At 64.7% G+C, this 21,105-nt stretch carries 22 protein-coding genes; 12 read left to right on the forward strand and 10 right to left on the reverse strand.

Going from position 1 to position 21,105, the window contains the following annotated elements:
- Positions 1–5: 5 nt before the first annotated feature.
- Entirely contained in the window at positions 6–1,625 is a 1,620-nt protein-coding gene (locus tag CH302_RS09640; protein WP_230596449.1) for an MFS transporter, read from the reverse strand.
- Between the two features lie 81 nt (positions 1,626–1,706).
- Here CH302_RS09640 and CH302_RS09645 point away from each other — a divergent pair, with 81 nt between their 5' ends.
- Positions 1,707–2,273 (forward strand): TetR/AcrR family transcriptional regulator, encoded by a 567-nt coding sequence (locus CH302_RS09645; RefSeq protein WP_037195517.1) that lies wholly within the window; start codon positions 1,707–1,709, stop codon positions 2,271–2,273.
- A 189-nt stretch (positions 2,274–2,462) separates the two neighbouring features.
- Here CH302_RS09645 and CH302_RS09650 read toward each other — a convergent pair whose 3' ends face one another.
- From CH302_RS09650 to CH302_RS09670, 5 genes are all read right to left on the reverse strand, one after another.
- The gene (locus CH302_RS09650; protein ID WP_037194897.1) at positions 2,463–3,443 is read right to left on the reverse strand and encodes an NAD-dependent epimerase/dehydratase family protein; all 981 of its coding nucleotides are present in this window, start codon (positions 3,441–3,443) and stop codon (positions 2,463–2,465) included.
- 81 nt (positions 3,444–3,524) lie between these two features.
- Positions 3,525–4,844 (reverse strand): MFS transporter, encoded by a 1,320-nt coding sequence (locus CH302_RS09655; protein ID WP_037194898.1) that lies wholly within the window; start codon positions 4,842–4,844, stop codon positions 3,525–3,527.
- Positions 4,841–5,389, reverse strand: coding sequence for a 3-isopropylmalate dehydratase (locus CH302_RS09660; RefSeq protein WP_037194899.1), 549 nt, complete (start codon positions 5,387–5,389; stop codon positions 4,841–4,843). Before CH302_RS09660 ends, CH302_RS09655 begins: the two co-directional genes overlap by 4 nt.
- Positions 5,386–6,651 carry a 3-isopropylmalate dehydratase large subunit gene (locus CH302_RS09665; RefSeq protein WP_371828458.1) on the reverse strand — a complete coding sequence of 422 codons (1,266 nt, stop codon included), beginning with the start codon at positions 6,649–6,651 and terminating at the stop codon, positions 5,386–5,388. The genes CH302_RS09660 and CH302_RS09665 overlap by 4 nt, the downstream gene beginning before the upstream one ends.
- A 5-nt stretch (positions 6,652–6,656) precedes the next feature.
- Positions 6,657–7,532 carry an isocitrate lyase/PEP mutase family protein gene (locus CH302_RS09670; RefSeq protein ID WP_037194900.1) on the reverse strand — a complete coding sequence of 292 codons (876 nt, stop codon included), beginning with the start codon at positions 7,530–7,532 and terminating at the stop codon, positions 6,657–6,659.
- Between the two features lie 109 nt (positions 7,533–7,641).
- On the opposite strand from CH302_RS09670, the gene CH302_RS09675 reads away from it, so the two are divergent.
- A complete protein-coding gene (locus CH302_RS09675; RefSeq protein WP_037195521.1) occupies positions 7,642–8,448 on the forward strand; it encodes an IclR family transcriptional regulator in 807 nt (268 codons plus the stop codon).
- Between the two features lie 41 nt (positions 8,449–8,489).
- On the opposite strand, the gene CH302_RS09680 is transcribed toward CH302_RS09675, so the two are convergent.
- Complete coding sequence (locus CH302_RS09680; protein WP_037195523.1) at positions 8,490–9,323, reverse strand: DUF72 domain-containing protein; 834 nt, start codon at positions 9,321–9,323, stop codon at positions 8,490–8,492.
- 95 nt (positions 9,324–9,418) lie between these two features.
- Between CH302_RS09680 and CH302_RS09685 the strand changes: the two genes are divergently transcribed.
- Positions 9,419–10,519: a S1C family serine protease gene (locus CH302_RS09685; protein ID WP_037194901.1), complete on the forward strand. Its 1,101-nt coding sequence runs from the start codon at positions 9,419–9,421 to the stop codon at positions 10,517–10,519.
- Between the two features lie 6 nt (positions 10,520–10,525).
- On the opposite strand, the gene CH302_RS09690 is transcribed toward CH302_RS09685, so the two are convergent.
- Positions 10,526–10,906, reverse strand: coding sequence for a VOC family protein (locus tag CH302_RS09690; protein ID WP_037194902.1), 381 nt, complete (start codon positions 10,904–10,906; stop codon positions 10,526–10,528).
- Between the two features lie 59 nt (positions 10,907–10,965).
- Here CH302_RS09690 and CH302_RS09695 point away from each other — a divergent pair, with 59 nt between their 5' ends.
- The 6 genes from CH302_RS09695 (at position 10,966) to CH302_RS09720 (ending at position 15,245) form a co-directional block, all read left to right on the forward strand.
- The gene (locus CH302_RS09695) at positions 10,966–11,943 is read left to right on the forward strand and encodes an LLM class F420-dependent oxidoreductase (RefSeq protein ID WP_037195525.1); all 978 of its coding nucleotides are present in this window, start codon (positions 10,966–10,968) and stop codon (positions 11,941–11,943) included.
- Positions 11,944–12,010: 67 nt separating this feature from the next.
- Complete coding sequence (locus CH302_RS09700) at positions 12,011–12,619, forward strand: AIM24 family protein (protein ID WP_037194903.1); 609 nt, start codon at positions 12,011–12,013, stop codon at positions 12,617–12,619.
- 1 nt (position 12,620) lies between these two features.
- Positions 12,621–13,298 carry an AIM24 family protein gene (locus CH302_RS09705; protein ID WP_037194904.1) on the forward strand — a complete coding sequence of 226 codons (678 nt, stop codon included), beginning with the start codon at positions 12,621–12,623 and terminating at the stop codon, positions 13,296–13,298.
- A gap of 12 nt (positions 13,299–13,310) precedes the next feature.
- Positions 13,311–14,054 carry an AIM24 family protein gene (locus CH302_RS09710; RefSeq protein WP_037194905.1) on the forward strand — a complete coding sequence of 248 codons (744 nt, stop codon included), beginning with the start codon at positions 13,311–13,313 and terminating at the stop codon, positions 14,052–14,054.
- An 85-nt stretch (positions 14,055–14,139) separates the two neighbouring features.
- Positions 14,140–14,466, forward strand: coding sequence for a hypothetical protein (locus CH302_RS09715; protein WP_037194906.1), 327 nt, complete (start codon positions 14,140–14,142; stop codon positions 14,464–14,466).
- A 257-nt stretch (positions 14,467–14,723) separates the two neighbouring features.
- Complete coding sequence (locus CH302_RS09720) at positions 14,724–15,245, forward strand: hypothetical protein (RefSeq protein WP_037194911.1); 522 nt, start codon at positions 14,724–14,726, stop codon at positions 15,243–15,245.
- A 1-nt stretch (position 15,246) separates the two neighbouring features.
- Here the strand turns inward: CH302_RS09720 and CH302_RS09725 are convergent, their stop codons facing one another.
- Complete coding sequence (locus CH302_RS09725) at positions 15,247–16,395, reverse strand: macrolide family glycosyltransferase (protein WP_037195527.1); 1,149 nt, start codon at positions 16,393–16,395, stop codon at positions 15,247–15,249.
- Positions 16,396–16,429: 34 nt separating this feature from the next.
- Positions 16,430–16,744, reverse strand: a complete 315-nt coding sequence (locus CH302_RS09730; protein WP_037194912.1) for an ArsR/SmtB family transcription factor — start codon at positions 16,742–16,744, stop codon at positions 16,430–16,432.
- A gap of 90 nt (positions 16,745–16,834) precedes the next feature.
- On the opposite strand from CH302_RS09730, the gene CH302_RS09735 reads away from it, so the two are divergent.
- Genes CH302_RS09735 through CH302_RS09745 form a run of 3 tightly spaced genes read left to right on the forward strand, consistent with a single transcriptional unit; the run spans position 16,835 to position 21,053 of the window.
- Positions 16,835–18,118 (forward strand): MFS transporter, encoded by a 1,284-nt coding sequence (locus tag CH302_RS09735; protein WP_037194913.1) that lies wholly within the window; start codon positions 16,835–16,837, stop codon positions 18,116–18,118.
- Positions 18,087–18,674, forward strand: a complete 588-nt coding sequence (locus CH302_RS09740; RefSeq protein WP_037194914.1) for a GNAT family N-acetyltransferase — start codon at positions 18,087–18,089, stop codon at positions 18,672–18,674. The genes CH302_RS09735 and CH302_RS09740 overlap by 32 nt, the downstream gene beginning before the upstream one ends.
- A 9-nt stretch (positions 18,675–18,683) precedes the next feature.
- A complete protein-coding gene (locus tag CH302_RS09745; protein ID WP_037194916.1) occupies positions 18,684–21,053 on the forward strand; it encodes a lysylphosphatidylglycerol synthase transmembrane domain-containing protein in 2,370 nt (789 codons plus the stop codon).
- Positions 21,054–21,105: the final 52 nt, after the last annotated feature.

A 21,105-nucleotide genomic window follows, 5' to 3' on the forward strand; every position in this document is an offset into this window, starting at 1 on the left:
TGCGTCTAGCCGATGTGGACCGGAGTGTCGCCGACGGGCAGGTCGTCCTTCTTCGCGCGGACCAGCACCAGCACGACCGGGCACACCAGTGCGACCAGGATCGCAGCGGTTCCGAAGGCCCACGCATAGCCCGATACCTCGGCTGCGAAGGCGTGATCGATGGTGGCCAGCACGAAGTCGCGGATCGGTTCCGGCAGCGCGGCCAGTACCTCGTCGCTGGGAATTTCCTGGCCGGCGAGGGCCTCGGCCGGCACTCCTGCGGGCGGAGTCGGGGCCGGGTTGTCGGCCAGGTACGACGTCTTGGACGAGGTGTAGACCGTGGTGAACACCGCGGCGCCGAGTGCGCCGCCGACCTGCAGAGTGGCGTTGATCAGAGCGGATGCCGCACCCGCGTCGTGATCGGGGACGCCGATGAGCGCAACGTTCTGCATCGGCACCATCAGCAGACCGAGGCCGAGTCCGAGCAGCACGACGCCGGGAAGCACGTGCGTCCAGTACGAGGTGTCGACGCCGATCTGCGTGAGCAGCAGCAGGCCGATCGCGGAAACCACCGGGCCGACGGCCATCATCGGCTTGGGCCCGATCTTCGGAACGAGAGCCGACGCGATCGCAGCGGTGATCAGGATGCCGCCGGTCATGGGCAGTGACGCGACACCGGCGATCACCGGGCTCATCTCGAGCACGATCTGGAAGTAGAAGGTCAGGTACAACGTGCCACCGAGCAATGCCGCACCGATGACGGCCGACCCGATGTATGCGGCACCGCGGTCGCGGTCGAGCAACACACTCAGGGGGAGCAGCGGGTTGGCGGACTTGGATTCGACCACGACGAACGCGGCGAGCAACGCGAGGCCGAGTGCGATGAAGGAGATGGTGGGTACCGTCGCCCAGCCGTTTTCGGCTTCGGTGAAGCCGTAGACCAGTGAGGCCAGTCCGAGTGCGACGAGGATCGCGCCGGGCAGGTCGTAGCGGGTGTCTCCGTGCGCCTTGCTTTCCTTGACCAGCGGGACTGCGGCGGCGATGGCAATGACGGCAACGGGGATGTTGACGAGCAGGCACCAGCGCCAGTTCGCATATTCGGTGAGCACGCCGCCGAGGAGCAGGCCGACGGCTGCGCCGCCACCGGCGATCGCTCCGAACACGCCGAATGCCTTGGCTCGTTCCTTGGTGTCGGTGAAGGTGACCGTCAGGATGGCCAGTGCTGCAGGCGCGAGCAATGCAGCGAAGACGCCCTGACCTGCGCGTGCGATGAACAGCTGCCAGCCCTCTTGGGCGAGTCCGCCGACTGCGGAGGCAACGGCGAAGCCGGCCATGCCGACGATGAACGACCGCTTGCGTCCCCAGTAGTCGGCGATGCGGCCACCGAGCAGCAGCAGTGCACCGAACGCCAACGCGTAGGCGGTGATCACCCAGGTGCGGCTGGTGTCGCTGATGCCGAGGTCGATCTGCGCCTGCGGCAGGGCGATGTTGACGATGGTGCCGTCCAGCACGATCGTGAGCTGTGTGATGGCGACGATGCAGAGCACCAACCAACGGCGCTCGTAGTTCGGATTCTCGGCCAGCGCCCCGTGTTCGGAGTCCTGCGACATGTTTCTACCCCACTCGTACTCGTTGATTCTGGGCACGAAAAATGTCCCGACCGAAAAGGTAGGCCACTCGATCGGCCGTGTCAAACGAACTAGTTGGTTGGCGGTAGGGTGGCCGACATGAAGCCAGACGCCAGCGCAACCCGCGCCCGCATCGTCGTCGCCGCACGCACGGAGTTCTCCGAGCACGGACTGGCCGGAGCACGGGTGGATCGCATCGCGGTCTCGGCAAAGGCGAGCAAGGAACGCCTGTACGCGTACTTCGGAGACAAGGAAGCACTCTTCCGGGCAGTAGTGGAAGACGGATTCGCGCGCTTCCTGGAGTCGGTCCCGTTCACTGTCGACGATCTCGGCGGATACGCCGCGCGCGAGTACCTGCACCTCGCCGCCAATCCCGAGGAACACCGACTGCTGCTGTGGACACAGCTTCAAGGCGGCATGGTGGTCGCGGGTGCCGACGACATCCACACAGTGATCGCCGAACGGCGACGCGCTATGGCAGCTGCACAGCAGGACGGCCTGATATCCGACGCCTTCACCGTCGACGACCTGTTCACCATGATCTTCGGCATCACCTCGTCCTGGATGACGGCTCCCGGCAGCGACTGCGGACCCGTCGACGACGCGGAACACCAGCGTCGGGCGTCGATCATCGAGGGTGCGGTGCGGCGGCTCTGCACTCCGTAGCGTTGTCTATCACTCTCTAGCTTTCGGGCAAGAGTTGCGAATAGTGGGGTAGCGGGGTAGCGGGGCCGGCTTCCCCGCAGACGCGCGCGCGTTTGCCATACGCGCGCGAATTCGACACCGATCCGTTGGCAATTCCGAACGCGTCTGACGATTCCGCGCGCGTCTGTTCCCTTCGCGCACCTCGCAGACTCACGTGAGCCCGCGGCCCGCCAGAATTGCCGCCTCACGCTCTGCCGGGAGTCCGACGGGCGGCCGATCACCCCTCATCGGCGTCCGCCCGCCCAGGGACTGCAACCACGTCCACGTATCCGCGACCGTCTCCTGAATCGGACGCGTCCGAAGACCTGCGGCACATGCCTTCGAAACGTCGGATGCATGCAGCGAATCATGATCCGCGCCGGGCGGAATCCAGATCGGGAGCTCCGTCCACGGCTGCACCCCCGCAGCGCTGAGGACGTCCGGCTCCACCCAACACAGGCGAGCGTCGGACCGGGTGGCGGCGAGGCAGCACTGCAACAGCTCGCCGATGGTCGCGTGACCGGGCCGGCTCACCACGTCGTACGCACCGCCCAGCCCTCGCGCGGCAGCATCAAGGCTCCACGCAACAAGATCGCGGACGTCGATGTACTGCAGCGCCAGATCGACCGGACCGGGTGCCAGCACCTCACCGGCGCGCTCAATTCTGTTCAGCCACCACGAAAGTCGGCCGATGTTCTCGTACGGCCCGAGAATCAGCCCGGCGCGGACCAGCAGCGTTCGATCGCCGAATGTTGCGGCGGCAGCCTGCTCACCGCCGAGCTTGAATCGGGCGTAGTCCTCGCCAGGTCCCTGCACCGTCGGCCAGGTCTCGGCCGCTCCCGCTCGCGGCGCGTCGTACACCGATCGGCTCGAAACGTAGACGTAGCTGCCGACTCGGCCGTCGAGCATCGTCGCCGACTGCGCCACCACGTCCGGTTCCCACGACCAGGTGTCGAAGACTATGTCCCAGTATCCTTCTCGGGTCTCATCCAATCCGTCGGACGAGCGCCTGTCGCCCCGAAGTTGCGTGACACGAGGATCCGACGCGGTTGTGCCGCGGTTCAGGACCGCGACATCCCACTCCAGCTGGAGAGCATGTTCGACGGCAGTTCGCCCCACGAAGTCGCTGCCGCCGAGGACCAATAGCTTCATGCATCCAGTGTGCCGGTGAGCAGTCCGTCTGTTCTGCCGAACGCCGGGTTCGGATCTCTGCTGACAGCAGCGCGGCTCGAGCTACACAGGAAGCTTGCTGTGTCCCGTCTCCTTGATGGTCAGTACCGTCGCTACACCGATGACGCACACGCCCATGACCCAATACGCCGGTGACATGGCATTGCCCGTCGATTCGACCAACTGGGCCGCTACGTAGGGGGCCGTTCCACCGGCCGCGATCGTTCCGATGTTGAAGCCCAACGACACTCCGGTGTAGCGAACTGCCCGAGGAAAGAGTTCGGTGAACAGCGGGAAAGCCGGGACCTGCACCACACCGTTGAGCACCATGTAGACGAAGTAGACGACGCCGACGATCAGAATGCTCGACGTCGCACCGAGAATCATGAACACCGGCAGCGCGATGATCACGTAGGCCACGTAGCCGAACAGCAGCACGGGTTTGCGGCCGAACCTGTCGGTGAGCATCCCGCTCAGCGGGAATGTGGCGCAGGCCAATGCAATTGCCACGGCCGACGTCCAGTACACCGAGTCTTTCGAGAAGCCGAGGTCGTTGATCAGATACACGCTGAAGTAGGTCAGTCCGATGTATCCGGATCCGTTCATGGCGATCGCGATGCCGACGACGCGGAGCACCGACCACGGTTGCTTCTTCACCACGTCACTCAACGGGCTCTTGGCGACCTCGTTCTTGGCTGCCATTTCCTCGAACTCCGGGCTGTCCTCGAGCTTGAGTCGCACACGGAGACATACGAACGCCAGGGGCAGGGCCAGCAGGAACGGGATGCGCCATCCCCACGACGACATCTGTTCGTCGGTCGTGATCAGAGCCACGAGCCCAACGACGGCCGCAGCGACGGCAAAGCCGAGAGTCGATCCCACCGGCGTGAAGGACCCGAAGAATCCCCGACGGTTCGGCGGTGCCGACTCCGCGATGTACGTTGCGGCACCTCCGATCTCACCGCCCGCAGAGAATCCCTGGGCGAGCCTGATGATGACCAGCAGAACGGGGGCCAGCACCCCGACACTCGAGTGTGTCGGCAGCAGGCCGAGAATTCCGCACGCGACACCCATGCACACCACGGTGATGACGAGAGCGTGCCGACGACCCTTGCGGTCCCCGAGCCGACCGAAGAAAATTCCGCCGAGCGGACGGGCGACATAGGCGACGCCGAATACGGCCAAGGTCGCGAGAATCGACACGCCGGGACTGGTGGATGGGAAGAACAGCGGCGCGATGATCACCGCGAGAAAGCCGTAGACCGCGAAGTCGTAGTACTCGATGAGCGTACCGACACCTCCGGCAATCGCAGCTCGACGCGCAGTCGTGGTGTCCGCCTTGGGCGGAGCGACTCCTACGCGGGAGTGTTCGGTGTTCGTCATCGCGCTGATCCTTCTGTGAGTGGTTGCGTGCTTCGGTGTTCGGAGAGAAGAAGTTCGTACGAACCGCCTGCTTCGATGACAGCGACGGTTCGGGCGTTCGGTGGACGGCCGGCGATCGTGGTGCCGTCCTGCTTCGACACCTCCGCACGCCGCCAGTCGAGTCTGACATCGTCACCGACGGCCACCGCGTCGGATATTCCGGGAACGGTGATCAAGGGCATACCGTTGAAGGTCTCGCCACGCCAGAATCCCGGTGAGAAGGATTCCGCCACAACGGCTCTGATGCCCAAGTTGCGAAGCGCCACCATCGGCGGATAGTGCGGATGTCCATAACCGAAGTTGCGTCCTCCGACGATGATGTCTCCGGGGCGGACTCGATCGACGAAGCCCGGGTCGTACGCCGTCATGCAGACCGACCGCAGGTGGTCGGGGTCGTAGGACTTGATGTTGGCCACTCCCACGACGAGATCGATGTCGAAGTCGTCACCGAATATCCACGCGACCGCGCCGTCGATGACGTCGGGCGGGGGCGGGTACGCGCTCATGACCCCACCTGCGCGATCGTCCCGGCGAGGGCGCTGGCCGCGACGGTGAAGGGCGAACCCATGTAGATGTTGGCGTCGGAGCTACCCATTCGCCCGGAGATGTTGAGCACCCCGGTGGAAATGCAGTTCTCGCCGGCCGCGAGGGGCTTCTGGTAGCCGAAGCAGAAGTCGCAGCTCGACACCGCGATGTGTGCGCCCGCCGATCGCAAGATGTCCAGCAGCCCTTCGCTTTCGGCCTGATCGTGCACCTTCTGGGAGGTCGGCACGACGTTCAGCTCGACGCCGGGAGCGACGGTTCGCCCGTCGAGCACCAGAGCCGCGGCGCGTAGGTCCTCGATGCGGCCGCTGGCGCAGGAGCCGATGAACGCCTTCGTGATCGGGATTCCGGCCAGATCGGCAGCGGTGTGCGTGTTGGCAGCACGGGCCGAACCGGGCTGCACCACCTGCGGCACGATGGTCGACAGGTCGATGGTGTGGTGCGCCGCGTAGGTGGCACCCCCATCGGGAAGCACGGGGGTGAACGTCCGCCGGGCGACGTCATGGGCGTAGGCGAGCGACAGCTCGTCGGGCTCGAAGATCGCCGAGACCGCTCCGGTGAACATCGCCATTCCGCACAGCCCCTGGCGGTGGTCGATCTTCATCGACCGCGCTCCGGGGCCACCGAACTCCATGACCTGGTGGGCGCATCCGTCGGCACCGACCAGGTCGATGATCGTGTGAACGAGATCGCGACTGTCGACGCCGGCGCCGAACTCACCCACGAGGTCGAACCGCGTGGTGGCCGGGATGTCGACGTACAGCTGACCCGTCACCCAGGCCTCGATCAGATCGCGGCGGATGCCCCAACCCAGTGCGCCGAAAGCACCGATTCCACTGATGTGCCCGTCGAAGTGGACAAGGAAGTCTCCTGGCGTCGCGAGCCCGAGTTCGGCAGTGAGCTGGTGGCCGATGCCCCGCCCCTCGTGCAGCTCGATGCCGTAGAACTCGCACCAGTCTCGCGTGACCTGATGCACCTCTTGCTCTTTGGCATTCTTCTTGGTGAGCATGTGGTCGATGAAGACGACGTACCGGGAGGGGTCGACGAGTTCGGTGATGCCGAAGTCCTCGCGCATCTGCCGGAACATCACGTCGGTGTAGCCGGGGAAGTCGTACGCGATCATGCGAGCGGGCCTGACGGCGTGATTCTCTCCGGCATGCACCACATCGGCATCACAGGTTCGGCCGAGGATCTTCTCGACCATCGTCAGTGCGTCGGAGCTCATGCCGATCACACCTTCGCGTCGGCGGGAAGGTACTTGCGTTGCGCTGCTTCCACTTCCGGAAAGCCGATCAGATCGACGAACTCGTGGTGCTGCAACGCGTCGGCGCTCACGTCGGCCGGCGCTTCGCCGCCGGCGAGTCGGCGCAGAGCCTCACGAGCGGCTCCGGTGGCGGCCATCAGCACCTGTGTGGGCAGGAGAGCGAGTCGAACGCCGATCTGCTGCAACACGTCCGGGGTGAACTCGCGCTCGGTCCAGGTCGACGCGGTCAACGTCGCCATCAGCGGGACGCCTACGGCGTCGTGACAGCGAGCCCACTCGTCGGCGGTCTCGAAAGTCTTCGTGACCGGCATGATCATGTCGGCACCGGCGTCGACGTATGCGGTGGCGCGTCGGATCGCGTCGTCGCCACGCGCATCGGTGCGGGCGATCATCAGGACGTGGTCCGGAAGCGAATCCCGTACCGCGCGCACCTTGCCCGACGCTTCCTCGATGCTGATGAGGTCCACCGGCTCGCCCACGCAGATGGGGCACTTCTTGGGCGAGAGCTGGTCTTCCATGAAGACGCCCTGAACACCTGCGGCGGCGAACCGGGCTGCTGTCCGCGCCGCGTTGACGGCGTTGCCGTAGCCGGTATCGATGTCCGCCACGAGGGGGAGGGAAGACGCTTCGCCGATGGTGCGTACCGCCTGAAGGTTCTCGGTCATCGTGTACAGCTCGGCGTCGGGGAGTCCGAGGGCAGCCGACACTGCGAATCCGGAGGCGCACAGGGCCGAGAATCCGGCCTGCTCGGCGAGCTTGGCGGTCAGCCCGTCCCACACGCCGGGGGCGTACACGAGTCCCTGTTCGGTCAGTTCTCTGAGTGTCGCAGTCATACACACCATCCATTTCGTATTGCGGAACGCATTCCGAAACTAGAGTGGTGGCGATCACAAGTCAAGGGGGGTTCGTAGGATGGCGGCAGCACTTCCCAGTCCGATCGAAGGAGCACACGTGGCATCGCCCATCGAGTCCGACGCCAACGCCGGCCGCGACATCGTCGGAGCGGTGGTCAAGGCGTGCAGGCTGCTCGAGCACTTCGACACCTTGCATCCGGTATGGACACTGAACGACTTGACGACAGCAAGTCGAATGAACAAGACCACCGTGCACCGGTTGATGACCACGATGATCCACGCCGGCTGGGTGGACCGAACGCCCGAGGGCTCGTACCGAATTGCCATGCCCGTTTTCGAGATCGGATCGTCGGCACTGACGCAACTCGACATCCGCGGTGCCGCGCAACCGTACCTGTCGGAGATAGCCGAAAAGTTCGGTGACACTGCGTATCTCATGGTACCTGCGGACGAGGGCGCCGTCTGCATCGATCGCCATGAAGGAAGCAATCCTCTTGTGGTCGCTGGCATTTCGATCGGTTCGGTTCTCCCGTATCACGCCACCGCAGGCCCGATGGCCATGCTGGCGTTCTCCGCTCGGATTCGCGACCGATGGCTCACCGAAGACCTACCTGCGTTCACGGATCGAACGCCGACCGCGCCGGACGAGTTGCTGACACGTCTCGAACAGATCCGAGCGCAGGGGTACGCATTGAGCAACTCGGACTACCTCACCGGCGTCGCGGCGGTCGGAGCACCGATCCTCGGGCGAGGCGGCGCGGTCGTTGCATCGATCAGCGTGGGCGGCCGAGCGGAGACATTCGAGGGCGATGCCCTGAGAGAGAAGGTGTCCACGATTCTTGCCTCCGCAAAGGGCCTGTCCCGTGTGGCAGAGGCGCTACCTGCGCCGGGGCGAGAACATTGAACTATACGTACATCTACCAGGTGGGCTAGAGAGCCGAATACTCACCTACCGATTCGCTCGATCAGTTTCATGGCGTCGAAAGGTGCATATCCTTTGACGTCGTTGTCGAAGTACACGTGGACGTCTCGGCCCGTGGCCGTCCAGTCCGAGATCTTCGCCGCCCACCGATCGAGCGCCGCATCCGTGTAGCCGCTGGCATACAGCTCCTCGTCACCGTGCAGGCGGGCATACATGAAATCGGCTGTCGGAGTGTCGACGTACGGATACTTGCCGGCGGTGTCGGCAACCACGAACGCAATGTCGTTCTCTCGCAACAAGTGCACGGCCTCGTCGGTCGCGAAGCTCTGATGCCGGGCCTCCACGCAGTGCCGCAGGACACGAGACGACGGAGGCGGCAACAACACCCGATCCTCGGTCAGCTTGTCGTCGCGAGACTGCGCCAGAGCGACTGCAGCGGAGACTGTTCGGGGCAACACGGCGAAGAAGTCCGACATCTTCTGCGCGTCGAATTCGAGGTTCGGAGGCAACTGCCACAGGAACGGTCCGAGCTTGTCGCCCAGCGTCAAGACCCCGGTGGCGAAGAAGTTCGCGAGGGCTGCCTCGACACCGACGAGCCGCTTGATGTGGGTGACGTAGCGACCGCCTTTGATGGAGAACACGAAGTCGTCCGGCGTCTCGTCGTGCCACTTGGTGAAGCTCGACGGCTTCTGCATCGCGTAGAAGGTGCCGTTGATCTCGATCGACGTCAGATGTTCCGACGCGTACCCGAGCTCCTTGCGGTGGGCCAAGCCCGCCGGATAGAAATCACCTCGCCACGGCGCGTACGTCCAACCGGAGATGCCGATCAGGACTCGGGGTCGATGCGACGCGGGCATGGACAGACTGTAGACGGACGCACGGAGAGGTACCGCCAGGCCGTGATCGCCAACTAGCTGGCACCACCATCGCCACCGGACCATAATCGGTCTCTATGCGGTCGGGTGGACGAGCGGTGGTGTTGACGCTGGTCGCTGCCGGCGTGTGGCTCTTCGCGACGCCACCGCTCGATCCCGGAACCGCAGATTTCGTCGCGACCCCGGCACCCGTCGCACCCGTCGTCGAACCGCCACCGCTGACACTCGACGAGCTGTCGACTCGCGTCGACCCCACCGTCGTCACCCTCTCGGCGTCCGCAGGATTCTCGGGGGTCGCGGGCACCGGCTTCGTCGTCGCGCCCGACGGAATCGTGCTCACCAACTTCCACGTCGTCGAGAACGCCACCGAGATCAGCGCAGTACACATGGGGAACGGACTGATCTACGACGCCACCGTGTTGGGTTACGACAAATCTCGTGACGTGGCGGTCGTGCAGTTGATCACCGCGGCCGACCTGCCGGTGGTCGAGCTGGCCCCGGACCCACTTCCCGAGGTGGGTGATGCGGTGACCGCCGTCGGGAATGCCTCGGGGGCGGGGGTATTGGTTCCTGCTCCCGGTGCGGTGACCGCCCTCGATCAGCAGGTGCGTACGCGCAGTTCGGTGGACGGATCGGGAAATACGTTGGAACGAATGATTCGCGTCGATGCCGATGTGCGAGCGGGGGATTCGGGCGGACCTCTCTTCGACGCCTGGGGTCGTGTGGTGGGCGTGAACACCGCGGGGCTGTCCGACGAGGCACGCAACGGCACCGAGTTCTCACCCCCACAGGCGCCCGAGGCGTATGCCGTTCCCATCGCCGAGGCGGTCTCGGTCCTCGATCAGGTGCTCGCCGGCCGGTCGGGTGGCACCGTACATGTCGGCCCCACACCGTATTTCGGAGTCTCGGTGCGCGATGTGTCGGTCTTCGAGAACAAGCCGGCGATCGGGGCGGCCGTCGTGACGGTGACGTTCGATTCCCCGGCGGAGGTGCTGGGATTGTCTGCGGGGGACGTGATCGTGACGTTCGACGGCACCGAGATCGGATCCTCATCGGACCTGGCGGAGGCGCTGCTCGGACGTCGCCCGGGCGAATCCGCCGTCGTCGAATGGGTCGATGACGCCGGTGTAACCAGCTCCGGCACAGTCACACTCGCCGCCGGAACACCGACTGCATAGGGGTCGTCAATCCTGCAGCACCGACATCACATTGCCCGCCGGGTCCGTGAACCAGGCGATCAGCGGTCCACCGTGTCGAAAGATCCCCTTCTCGTCGGTGCCCATCTCCGGATACTGTGCGAACACAACCCCTTTCGCAGTCAGTGCGTCGACTGCGCTCTCGATATCGGTCACCGGGAAGTTCAGGATGGTGTATTGCGCGGGCACGTGCCCGGGACGCGGATAGATCAGCACGATCGCCCCGGTCCCGAGGTGCAGCTCGAGCATGCCCATCTCGTTCTCGGTGACCGTCAGTCCGAGCGTCTCGGCGTAGAACGCGCGCGCCGCCTGCAGGTCGTCGACGGCGAACCCCGAGAACGGTTGCCTGGTCAGCTCCAGAATTGTCATCGTCGAATTATCGCGCTCTCGCACGTGCCGCGGGCGGATATCCGAGTAGCGTGGATCTCGTGACTATTCGCCTCGGTTACCAGATGCCCAACTTCAGCTACGACGGTTCGGTCGCAGAGCTCTTTCCCCAGGTCATCGCGCAGGCGCGCGAGGCCGAAGCGGCCGGGTTCGACACCGCATTCGTGATGGATCACTTCTACCAACTTCCCGGAATCGGCAAGCCCGACGAGCCGATGCTCGAGGCCTACTCCGCGCTGTCCGCCCTTGCGACGGCCACCGACACCATTCAGCTCTCTGCCCTGGTCACCGGCAACACCTACCGCAATCCGGCGATCCTGGCCAAGACTGTCACCACGCTCGACGTCGTGAGCGGCGGTCGCGCGATCCTCGGCATCGGTGCCGGCTGGTACGAACTCGAGCACCAGAGCTTCGGACTCGAGTTCGGTACCTTCACCGACCGTTTCGAGCGGCTCGACGAGGCACTGCAGATCATCGAACCCATGCTGCGCGGCCAGCGTCCGACGTTCGACGGCCTCTGGTACCAGGTCGAGAACGCGATGAACGAGCCGCGCATCCGCGACGATCTGCCGATCATGCTCGGCGGTGGCGGCGAGAAGAAGACCTTCGGCTTGGCTGCCCAGTTCGCCGACCATCTCAACATCATCTGCGACGCAAACGAACTGCCGCGGAAAATGGCTGCCGTGCAGGCCCGATGCGAGGAGGTCGACCGCGACCCCAAGGACCTCGAAACGAGCTTCCTCGCCTTCGTCATCGTCGACGAGGACGGCGACAAGGCCAAGGAGTTGCAGCGCGAGTTCGTACTGAAGCAGGGCCTCGATCTGACGAACCTGTCGGAGGAGGACGCGGCGAAGGCCACCGATCGCCACTTCTGCGGAACCCCCGACGACGTTGCCGAGCAGGTGCAGAAGCGCGTCCTCGATCAGGGCGTCGACGGCATCATCATCAACCTGATCACCAACGGACACCAGCCGGGAGCCGTCGAACTGGCAGGTAAAGCCCTGAAGCAGCTCGTCTAGATATTTTCTCCAGCAGTAGCCGCGGGGGCGCGTGCAGTGGCATAGTTCCCCCGTGGCTCAGCTGAGGATGAACGGGCACCGCGTCTTGGTCGCCGACCTGACCGGCGACTCCCTGCGCGCAATGTCGGGCTCGATGGTGGCCTACGAGGGTGATGTCGCCTTCAAGAGTGCCGGCATGGGTGGTGGCGGCGGACTTCGCGCCGCACTCAAACAGAAGGTGACCGGCGAGTCGCTGTCTCTGATGGACGTGTCCGGCAAGGGCACTGTGTACTTCGCCGTCGACGCTCAAGACATCACTCTCGTCGAGGTCCAGGGCGACAACCTTCACGTCGAGTCGTCCCAATTACTCGCTCTCACAGGGCAATTGAAGACGGACATCAAATTCTCCGGTCTACGCGGCGCGAGTTCCGGCCAGGGACTGTTCACCACCGTCGTCAGCGGATCCGGCACGGTGGCATTGCTGTCCAAGGGTGGGCCGATCATCGCCCTCGCCGTCGATCCGCAGTACCCACTCGTCGTCGATCCCGACGCCTTCGTCGCCCATCGCGGCCAGTTGAATCAGAGCTTCGTCACCGACGTCACGTGGCGTTCCGCCATCGGCGGCGGTAGCGGCGAGGCGTTCTCCCTCCGCTTCGACGGCCAGGGCGTCGTCTACATCCAACCAGAGGAGCGCTGACGTGCCGCTCGAACTCGTCAACAGCAAAGTCGTGAAATCCGTTCTGGCACCGAATCAGAACGTGCTCGCGCGTCGTGGAGCGATGCTCTACTACACCGGCGACGTCCGGTTCGTTCCGCATTCGATGGGCGGCTCGGCCGGTGCCATGCCGGGCATGGGCGGCGTTGCAGGCATGGCCGGGCGGATGATGGCAGGCGAGCACGTGGCGATGATGGCAGCCGAGGGGCAGGGCGAGGTCTTCTACGGTCATGCCGGGTTGTACATCGAGGTGATCCACCTCGACGGTTCGTCGATGCTCACCGTCGAAGCCGATCGACTCCTGGTGCACGACGGCTACCTCCAGAGTTCCATCGTTGCCCTGACCTCGCAGGGCGGCGTCCGGGGAGCAGTGCGCGGCGCGATGACCGGGCAGGGCCTGTTCACGACGCAGCTCACCGGCCAGGGCAGCGTTGCGGTTCTCTCGCACGGCGGCGCGACTCCGCTGCAGGTCGGGCCCGATCACCCCCAGGTCGTGGTGGATCCGCAGGCGTACGTCTGCCACATCGGCAACATCAACGTCGACATCTCCGCGAACGTCGGATGGCGCGACGCCGTCGGCAAGGGCAGCGGCGAGGCGATCCAGTTGAAGATGACCGGCATGGGCACCGTGTGGGTGCAGGCGTCCGAGCAGAAGTTCTAGGAGGGACACCCCATGGGTCTGGACATTCACACCCCGTACACGCTGCCGGTCAACGACAACGTCCCCGGCAACGACTACGCGTTCTGCGTCGAACTCGCCGGCCAGCCGTGGTTCACGTCGAAGGGCGCGATGATCGCGTACTACGGCAATGTCCGCTTCGAACCGCTCGGGCAGACGTCGATGCCCGCCATCGTCGCGGCACGGTTCTCGTCGCCGCTGTACTCGAACGACTGGGTACTCGCGCAGGGCCAGGGCAAGCTGATCCTCGGCGATCGCGGGTTCAACATCAACAGCTACGACCTCGACGACGGCAACCTCACCATCCGGGCCGCGAACCTGCTCGCGTTCGAGCCGACTCTGGATCTCAAGCAGTCCATCGTCCCGGGATTCCTGACTCTGCTCGGTACGGGCAAGTTCCTGGCCTCGTCCAACGGCCCCGTCATGTTCGCCGAGCCACCGCTGCGCATCGACCCGGAAGCCCTTGTGGGATGGGCAGATTGCCCGTCACCGTCGCATCACTTCGACGCCGACTGGATGCAGAACTTCCTCGGTGCGGCCCGCGGATTTCTCGGAGCCAACAGCGGCGAGGAGCGGCAGTTCGACTTCACCGGTGCCGGCACAGTGCTGATCCAGTCCAGCGAAAAGGTGCTCAACGATTCACACCTGTTGCGCTACATCGAATCGCAGACGGTCTCGCTGGGCCAGAACTCCTTGCGAGCGCTGCACAACACCATCGGTGCCCGACTACAGCAGTAGCGCGGCTCGCAGCACCTCGACGGTATGCGCGGCGGCTGTTCGGAGAAAACGCGCATACTGGAGTTTCACCTGAGGAGGTACCGTCATGGCCAACCAAGGACCCTTCGGATTCGGATCCGACGACTTCGACAAGTTCGCTCGTGAGGCAACCGAGGGACTACGTGAGGTGGTCGGCTCACTGTTCGCATCCAACGCCGGGGCACCCAAAGCTCCGCCTGAGCCCGAAACCACAGGTCAGAAGGGTGACGGAGTCTGGGCGATCTACAGCGTCGACGACGCCGGATCACCCCAGATCGACCAGCTCTACGCCACCGAACTCGATGCTCTCCGTGCACACAAGGACAACACCGACCCGCGTCGACGCGTCCGCTTCCTGCCCTACGGCGTGAGCGTCAGCGTTCTGGAGGACTGAATCGGGTGCACTGGACCGCGCTCAGCGCGGCTGGCTGCACCGGATTCGTGCATGCTCGACTCGGACTGCGGCGATACCCGGACCTCACGGGTACCGATCGGTGCCGCAAACCGCGATGTAGGAGTGCGAGTCGGTCTCGAACAGAAGATTCGCGGGTTTCACGATGGCTTTGCTGCGCCGCGCCCGAAAAGTGCCAAACGGTCTATTTTGAGGCAGACTCTGATGCGAACGATGCCACTCGACGACGAGGAACCTTCATGCGAACGACATTGCGCACCTTGACCATTGCCTCGGCTTGCACCACCCTCGCCCTCGTTGCACCCGCGTCGGCCCTCGCGGCCGAACCCGGGGACATCACATTCTCGTTCGCGGTCGACGGAACCAGCGTGACCAATACGATCACCAATTCCTCGGGCACGGTTATCGGCTGTGGAACATCGCTCGCACCTGCGCCGAACGGCGTTCTTCCTCCGGTCCTCGAGGTGATCGGCAACGGGCAGTCCCTGTACACCAACGGAGACACCCAGCCGGGTTCGACGGTCCAGACGATTACCGACGTTCCGGCCGGCTCCTATGTCGCGCTGGCGTCGTGCACTTCCGTCGACGGGGACACCACCACCGCATGGATCTCGGATTACCCCGGACTCGACGAATTTCTGAACGGGCTTCCCTGGACTTCATACAAGGTGGAGCAGTCCTCCACTGTCGTCACCGTCGAGCCGAGTACGCCGGCCCCCGATCTCGGATCCATACTGGACAGCGGTAGCGCCGCCAACTGAATCACGCAAGAAACGCGACTACCGCATCCGCTGCCTGGTCGACGCCACCGTGCGCCCGCACCTCTGCACTGATCCCGGTTGCGCGCGGTGCGAATTCGCGAGCTTCGGCAACGGCGTCGGCCAGGACCGCAGCCGTGACCTTCTCGAAGTCCAGGTGCACTCCTACCCCGAGTTCGGCGAGCATCGCGGCGTTGCCGAATTGATCGACGGCCTGCGGGACCGCGACGGTCGGCACACCGAACCACAGTGCCTCGGTGCAGCCACCCATACCGGCGTGGGTGATGAACACCGTGGCAGCATCGAGCACTACCAGTTGTGGAACATGCTCGTGCAGTTCCACATTGGCAGGTAGCTGACCTAGTGCAGCCGGGTCGACGCGTCGGCCGATGGAGATCACCACGTGCCAGTCTGTGTTCGCGAACGTCTCGATGCACAGGCGGTAGAACTCCGGTCGCTCGTTGAATCCGGTGCCGAGGGAGATGTACAGGACAGGCGCGTCGGGTGCCGTCCAGCTTCGGTCCTGCAGGCGTACCGGATCGAGGCACGGCCCGACGAACTGCACCGAATCCGGTACCCGATCCGCATGGGGCTGCATCACTTTCGGGATCAGCGACAGACAGTGTTGCGGGTAGGTGATCCACTCCCACGGATCGGCGTCGATGTCGTTCTCTCGCAACCAGGCTGCATAGGTTTCGCGATACGCAACGCCGGTCGGCGACTCTCGGATGGAGGTCATCCCATCACCGAGATCCTCGGCGTATCCATCCCACGCCACGTACGTCGGCGACAGTTGCACCGCAGGAACGCCGTATCGCACACCGAGGACGGGTGCCGTCATTCCGCCGATGTCGTACAGGAACAGATCCGGCTGATCGTCGTCGTAGAACGCCGTGAGCACGGGTAACGACGCAATTGCCTCGTCGAGGAAGACCTGCATCGCCGCCGCCGGATCGTCCGGCCACGACGCCTCTCCGTCGGGAAGTATCGAGGTGAACGGCACCACTTCGACTCCTGCGGGTTCGACCACGTGTCGCAGAGAATCACCGACGGCATAGGTGACGCGATGCCCGCGCCGGACCAGCTCGGCTATCACGGCCAGCGATGGATAGATATGACTCGGGGCCGTCGTGCCGATCATGGCGATGTGCATGGTGCCCACCGTAAGGCGCATCGCGTGCGGAGAGCTAGTGGATTTCGTTGGCGATCAGATCCAGCAAGCCGGGAAATCGATCGTTCAGCTCCTGGCGTCGCAGCGTCACTTTGCGGCTGTTTCCGCGATCGACCTGAAACACCAGTCCGGCTTCCCGTAGCACTCGAAAGTGATGCGTCAGAGTCGATTTGGTGACGCCGAGCTCGAACGACATGCAGGTTCGCTCGGCACCGTCGTCGTCGCCGACGAGTTCGGTGACCACTTTGCGCCGCAGTGGATCCGCCAGTGCAGACATCACCGCGCCGAGTTGCATTTCCTCGGGCTCCGGATGCCCGTTCTCGTCTGCCATGAGCTCCTCCCCACAACAAGGTACGACTTGCGCCGTACCTTCAAACCTGGTCTAGTACGAAAACCATCGTACCTAAGCCAAGGGGGATCCATGAGAGCAGTTCTGCCGGTCGTACTCGCAGCACAGTTCGTCGTACCGATGTCCATCTCGGGCACCGCCATCGCGCTCCCGGTGATCGCCGCAGATCTCGGCTCCGATCCGACACCGCTGCAATGGGTCGTCAACGGCTTCAACGTTGCCTTCGCGTTGTTCACCGTCGTCTGGGGTGCGGTCTCGGATCGCATCGGCCACCGGACGTCGTTCCGCATCGGCGTCGTGCTCACGGCTGTCGCCAGCCTGGCCAGTGCACTGGCACCCTCCTTGCTCCTGCTCGACGCCGCGAGAGTCCTCGCCGGCATCGGTGCCGCAGCAGTACTGGTGGGCTCGACGTCCATTCTTTCGCTGCATTTCGAGGGGACCGAACGAGCGACGGCGTTCGCCCTGTTCGGCACCGTGAACGGACTGGGTTTGGCACTCGGGCCGACCATCTCCGGACTGCTGATCGCCGTGCTCGATTGGCGTGAAGTGTTCGCCGCTCAGGCTCTCGTCCTTGTCGTCGCGGCCGTCGGCACCCTGGCCCTGCCGGCACTACGCACCCCCACCACACCATCGACACTGCTGGACTTCGGCCTACTGCGCAACCGTCGTTTCCTCGCGCTGTGCCTGGTCCCGGTCGCCGGAGCCATCGGATTCGTCACCCTGCTCACCTATCTGCCTGCTGCGCTCAGCGCCGTCGCGTCTCTGACGCCGGGACGGGCCGGACTGTTCATGCTGGCGATGACGATTCCGGTACTGATCGCTCCGTTGACGGTCGCCAGAGCGATCACCGCCTTCCAAGCCGTCACCCCGAACCGTGTGATCGGCACGAGTCTCGGCTTCCTGGTTCTCGGGAATCTCGGCATGCTGGCCCTGCAACCAGGTGTCTCGCTCGCCGCCGTCGTGGTCCCGATGATTCTGTTGGGGCTCGGATTCGGGCTCCCGATCGGGCTGGTCGACGGCGAAGCACTCGCTGCAGTTCCGCCGCACAGCAGCGGCACCGCAGCAGGAGTACTCAATCTCTTCCGCATCGGTAGCGAGGCCGTGATGGTCGCCGGCTACGCCTGGCTGCTGACGATCCTCGTCCGCGGACGTGTGCCCGGCGAGGCCGACGCCGAGGCAGCGGCGGCCGGGCAACCGGGGTTCGCCGACGCCTACGCCCACGCCTTCACCGAAGTCATCGCCCTGGTGGTGGTCGCCGTGGCCGTCACCGCAGCGCTGATCGTCGTGCTTTCCCGGACGGGCAGGTCCGACGTATCGTCGGCGAATGTCCTTTCTACAACCGGTGACCCTCACTGACGATCTCGTGACCCTCGAGCCGCTGAGCCACGATCATCTCGAAGGTCTGTGCGACGCCGCCCGCGACGGCGAGCTGTGGAATCTCTGGTACACCAGCGTGCCGAAGCCCGAGGAGATGGCCGCCGAGATCGATCGTCGACTCGGACTGCTCGACGCAGGCACCATGCTTCCGTTCACGCTGCGCCGCAACGACACCGGGCAGATCATCGGAGCGACGACATTCTGCAACGCCGACGCCACCAACCGTCGCGTCGAAATCGGATACACCTGGAATGCCCGCTCCGCGCATGGAACCGGCACCAATCCCGCGAGCAAACTGCTGCTGTTGACGCATGCATTCGAGGAACTGGGATGCATCGCCGTCGAATTTCGTACCCACTGGATGAACCTGCAGTCGCGGACGGCGATCGCGAAACTGGGTGCGAAGCAGGACGGAATTCTGCGCAATCATCAACGCATGTCCGACGGTTCGTTGCGCGACACCGTCGTGTTCTCGATCATAGAATCCGAATGGCCCACCGTCCGCAACGAACTTCGCAGGCGTACCTCACGGTAGGTTGACCCCATGCGTGTGGATGGGCGGGACATTCCCGTAGCGGGAAACCTGCTTCAGCCGCTGGTGCGGAGAACCAGCGACATCATTCGGGTCGTATCGGCCGCGGCACTGCTGGGCGTGGTGATCGCCGGTTCGCTGATCACCAGAAATCAGTGGGATGCGCTCGAGCAATCGGTCTCGAACATCGTCGGCGTGCTCAGTCCCGACCAGTCCAATGCCGTCTACATCGTCTACGGCGTCGCCATTCTCGCGCTCCCGTTCGGCGTCCTGATCGGACTGATCGCCGGCCGCAAATGGAAACTGCTCGCCGGGTACGCGGCGGCGGCACTGCTGGCCGCCCTGGCGCTGTCGATCACCGGAACCGGGATCTCCACTCCCACCTGGGACCTCGACGTTCCCGAGCGACTCGACACCTTCCTCTCGCAATTCCTCGACGATTCGCGCTGGATCGCCATGTTGGCCGCGGCCCTGACGGTGTCCGGCCCCGGCCTGCCCGCACGATGGCGTCGGGCATGGTGGACGCTGTTGCTCGCGTTCGTGCCGATACATCTGGTCGTCTCCACCGTGGTCCCGGCTCGCTCGATGCTCGGACTGGCGGTCGGCTGGCTCGTCGGAGCCGTCATCGTGTTGCTCGTCGGTACACCGGCACTGGAGGTTCCACTCGACGCGGCGGTTCGCCTGTTCCACAGTCGCGGTGTCACCGTTCGCAGCTTCACCGTCGTCCGTCCGGCCGGCCCCGGCCCGTTGGTGTTGAACGCGCACACTCCCGACGCCGATGTGGTGGTCGAGTTGTACGGGCAGAATCAGCGCAGCGGCGGCGCACTGCGCCAGTCCTGGCGGTGGTTCACGCTGCGTGGCAGCGAAACTGCGCCACTGCACGCGTCGATGCGCAGGGCCGTCGAGCATCGCGCCCTGATGGGTCTGGCCATCAAGGGGTTGGGTGCGGCGGGCAGTCATCCGCTGGCGGTGGCAGCGCTGGACAGGGGATGGACCCTGTACGCGCACAGCCTGCCCATCGGTGATCCGGTCGAGGCGGAGCACGACGACGCCACCCTCGGTGCCCTGTGGACGGCCCTGAACACTCTGCACGAGAACCAGATCTCCCACGGCGATCTGCACCGCGGAGAACTGAGGATCCACGACGGCAATGCCCTCTTCTGCGGTTTCGGCCATGCCGAACTCGGTGCCTCGGCTTCCCAGATGCAATCCGACGTCGCGCAGTTGTTGCTCACCACGGCGGATCTGTTCGGCTCCCAGCGCGCCGTCGCGACCGCCATCGACGTGCTCGGCTTCGAGACCGTGGTCGCGGCCTCGGGTCGATTGACCAAGTCCGCCATCCCGCCTCGCATTCGCCAGTCGGTGCGCGACGCCGACAAGACGATGAAGGCCGTCCGGCTCGAAGTTCTCGAGCAGACCGGCACCGCCAAGATCGAGGCCGAACAGGTCACCCGATTCAGCCGTAACCAGATCATCTCGCTCGTGCTGTTGATCGGATTGGTCTATGTCGCATACCCGTTCATCAGTGCGGTGCCCGCATTCGTCACCGAACTCGGTTCGGCCAACTGGTGGTGGGCTCTGCTCGGTCTCGCGGTGTCCGCACTGACGTACATCGGTGCCGGAGCTGCGTTGTGGGCGTGCGCGCTGGGCAAGGTCAGCTTCTGGAATCTGACGGTGATGCAGGTCGCCAACACCTTCGCGGCGACGACGACACCAGCGGGCGTCGGCGGACTTGCCCTGAGCGTGCGCTTCCTGCAGAAGGGTGGGCTGGGAACGGTTCGCGCGACGGCCGCTGTGGCGCTGCAACAATCCGTCCAGGTGATCACCCACGTGAGCCTGCTGATCTTCTTCAGCGTCGTCGCGGGCACCTCGTCCGGACTGTCGAACATGGTGCCGGGCAACACTGTTCTGTATCTCATCGCCGGTGCTGCTTTCGGCGTCGTCGGGACGTTCATGTTCGTCCCGAAGCTGCGCCGCTGGCTGCGGGTCGCCGTCCGGCCGCAGATCAAGGAGGTCCTCGGCGAACTGGGCGAACTCGCCCGCGACCCCAAACGCTTCTCGATCATCATTCTCGGCTGCGCGGCGACGACGTTGGGTGCCGCGCTTGCACTGTGGGCCAGCATCGAGGCCTTCGGCGGCGGCACCACGTTCGTCACCGTGACGGTGGTGACGATGATCGGCGGAACTCTTGCCTCCGCCGCGCCGACGCCGGGCGGTGTGGGTGCCGTGGAGGCCGCACTCATCGGCGGTCTGGCCGCCTTCGGCGTGCCCGCCTCCATCGCCGTACCGTCGGTGTTGCTCTACCGTGTCCTGACCTGCTGGTTGCCGGTGTTTCTCGGGTGGCCGACATTGCGGTGGCTCACCAAGCGAGACATGGTCTGATTCGTCCGATTCAGGGTGCGCCAATACCGTGGGTGCTAGCTTTCATGCAGGT

It is taken from the genome of Rhodococcus sp. 15-2388-1-1a (assembly GCF_002259145.1).
GTDB lineage: Bacteria > Actinomycetota > Actinomycetes > Mycobacteriales > Mycobacteriaceae > Rhodococcoides.

Coding starts and splice junctions, on each gene's coding strand:
- CH302_RS09720 (WP_037194911.1), top strand. CDS start 14,724: ATGCGAACGACATTGCGCACCTTGACCATTGCCTCGGCTTGCACCACC.
- CH302_RS09700 (WP_037194903.1), top strand. CDS start 12,011: ATGAACGGGCACCGCGTCTTGGTCGCCGACCTGACCGGCGACTCCCTG.
- CH302_RS09670 (WP_037194900.1), bottom strand. CDS start 7,532: ATGGTGTGTATGACTGCGACACTCAGAGAACTGACCGAACAGGGACTC.
- CH302_RS09725 (WP_037195527.1), bottom strand. CDS start 16,395: ATGCACATCGCCATGATCGGCACGACGGCCCCGAGTCATATCTATCCA.
- CH302_RS09735 (WP_037194913.1), top strand. CDS start 16,835: ATGAGAGCAGTTCTGCCGGTCGTACTCGCAGCACAGTTCGTCGTACCG.
- CH302_RS09690 (WP_037194902.1), bottom strand. CDS start 10,906: ATGACAATTCTGGAGCTGACCAGGCAACCGTTCTCGGGGTTCGCCGTC.
- CH302_RS09665 (WP_371828458.1), bottom strand. CDS start 6,651: ATGAGCTCCGACGCACTGACGATGGTCGAGAAGATCCTCGGCCGAACC.
- CH302_RS09660 (WP_037194899.1), bottom strand. CDS start 5,389: ATGAGCGCGTACCCGCCCCCGCCCGACGTCATCGACGGCGCGGTCGCG.
- CH302_RS09740 (WP_037194914.1), top strand. CDS start 18,087: ATGTCCTTTCTACAACCGGTGACCCTCACTGACGATCTCGTGACCCTC.
- CH302_RS09715 (WP_037194906.1), top strand. CDS start 14,140: ATGGCCAACCAAGGACCCTTCGGATTCGGATCCGACGACTTCGACAAG.
- CH302_RS09680 (WP_037195523.1), bottom strand. CDS start 9,323: ATGCCCGCGTCGCATCGACCCCGAGTCCTGATCGGCATCTCCGGTTGG.
- CH302_RS09745 (WP_037194916.1), top strand. CDS start 18,684: ATGCGTGTGGATGGGCGGGACATTCCCGTAGCGGGAAACCTGCTTCAG.
- CH302_RS09655 (WP_037194898.1), bottom strand. CDS start 4,844: ATGACGAACACCGAACACTCCCGCGTAGGAGTCGCTCCGCCCAAGGCG.
- CH302_RS09650 (WP_037194897.1), bottom strand. CDS start 3,443: ATGAAGCTATTGGTCCTCGGCGGCAGCGACTTCGTGGGGCGAACTGCC.
- CH302_RS09710 (WP_037194905.1), top strand. CDS start 13,311: ATGGGTCTGGACATTCACACCCCGTACACGCTGCCGGTCAACGACAAC.
- CH302_RS09730 (WP_037194912.1), bottom strand. CDS start 16,744: ATGGCAGACGAGAACGGGCATCCGGAGCCCGAGGAAATGCAACTCGGC.
- CH302_RS09685 (WP_037194901.1), top strand. CDS start 9,419: ATGCGGTCGGGTGGACGAGCGGTGGTGTTGACGCTGGTCGCTGCCGGC.
- CH302_RS09645 (WP_037195517.1), top strand. CDS start 1,707: ATGAAGCCAGACGCCAGCGCAACCCGCGCCCGCATCGTCGTCGCCGCA.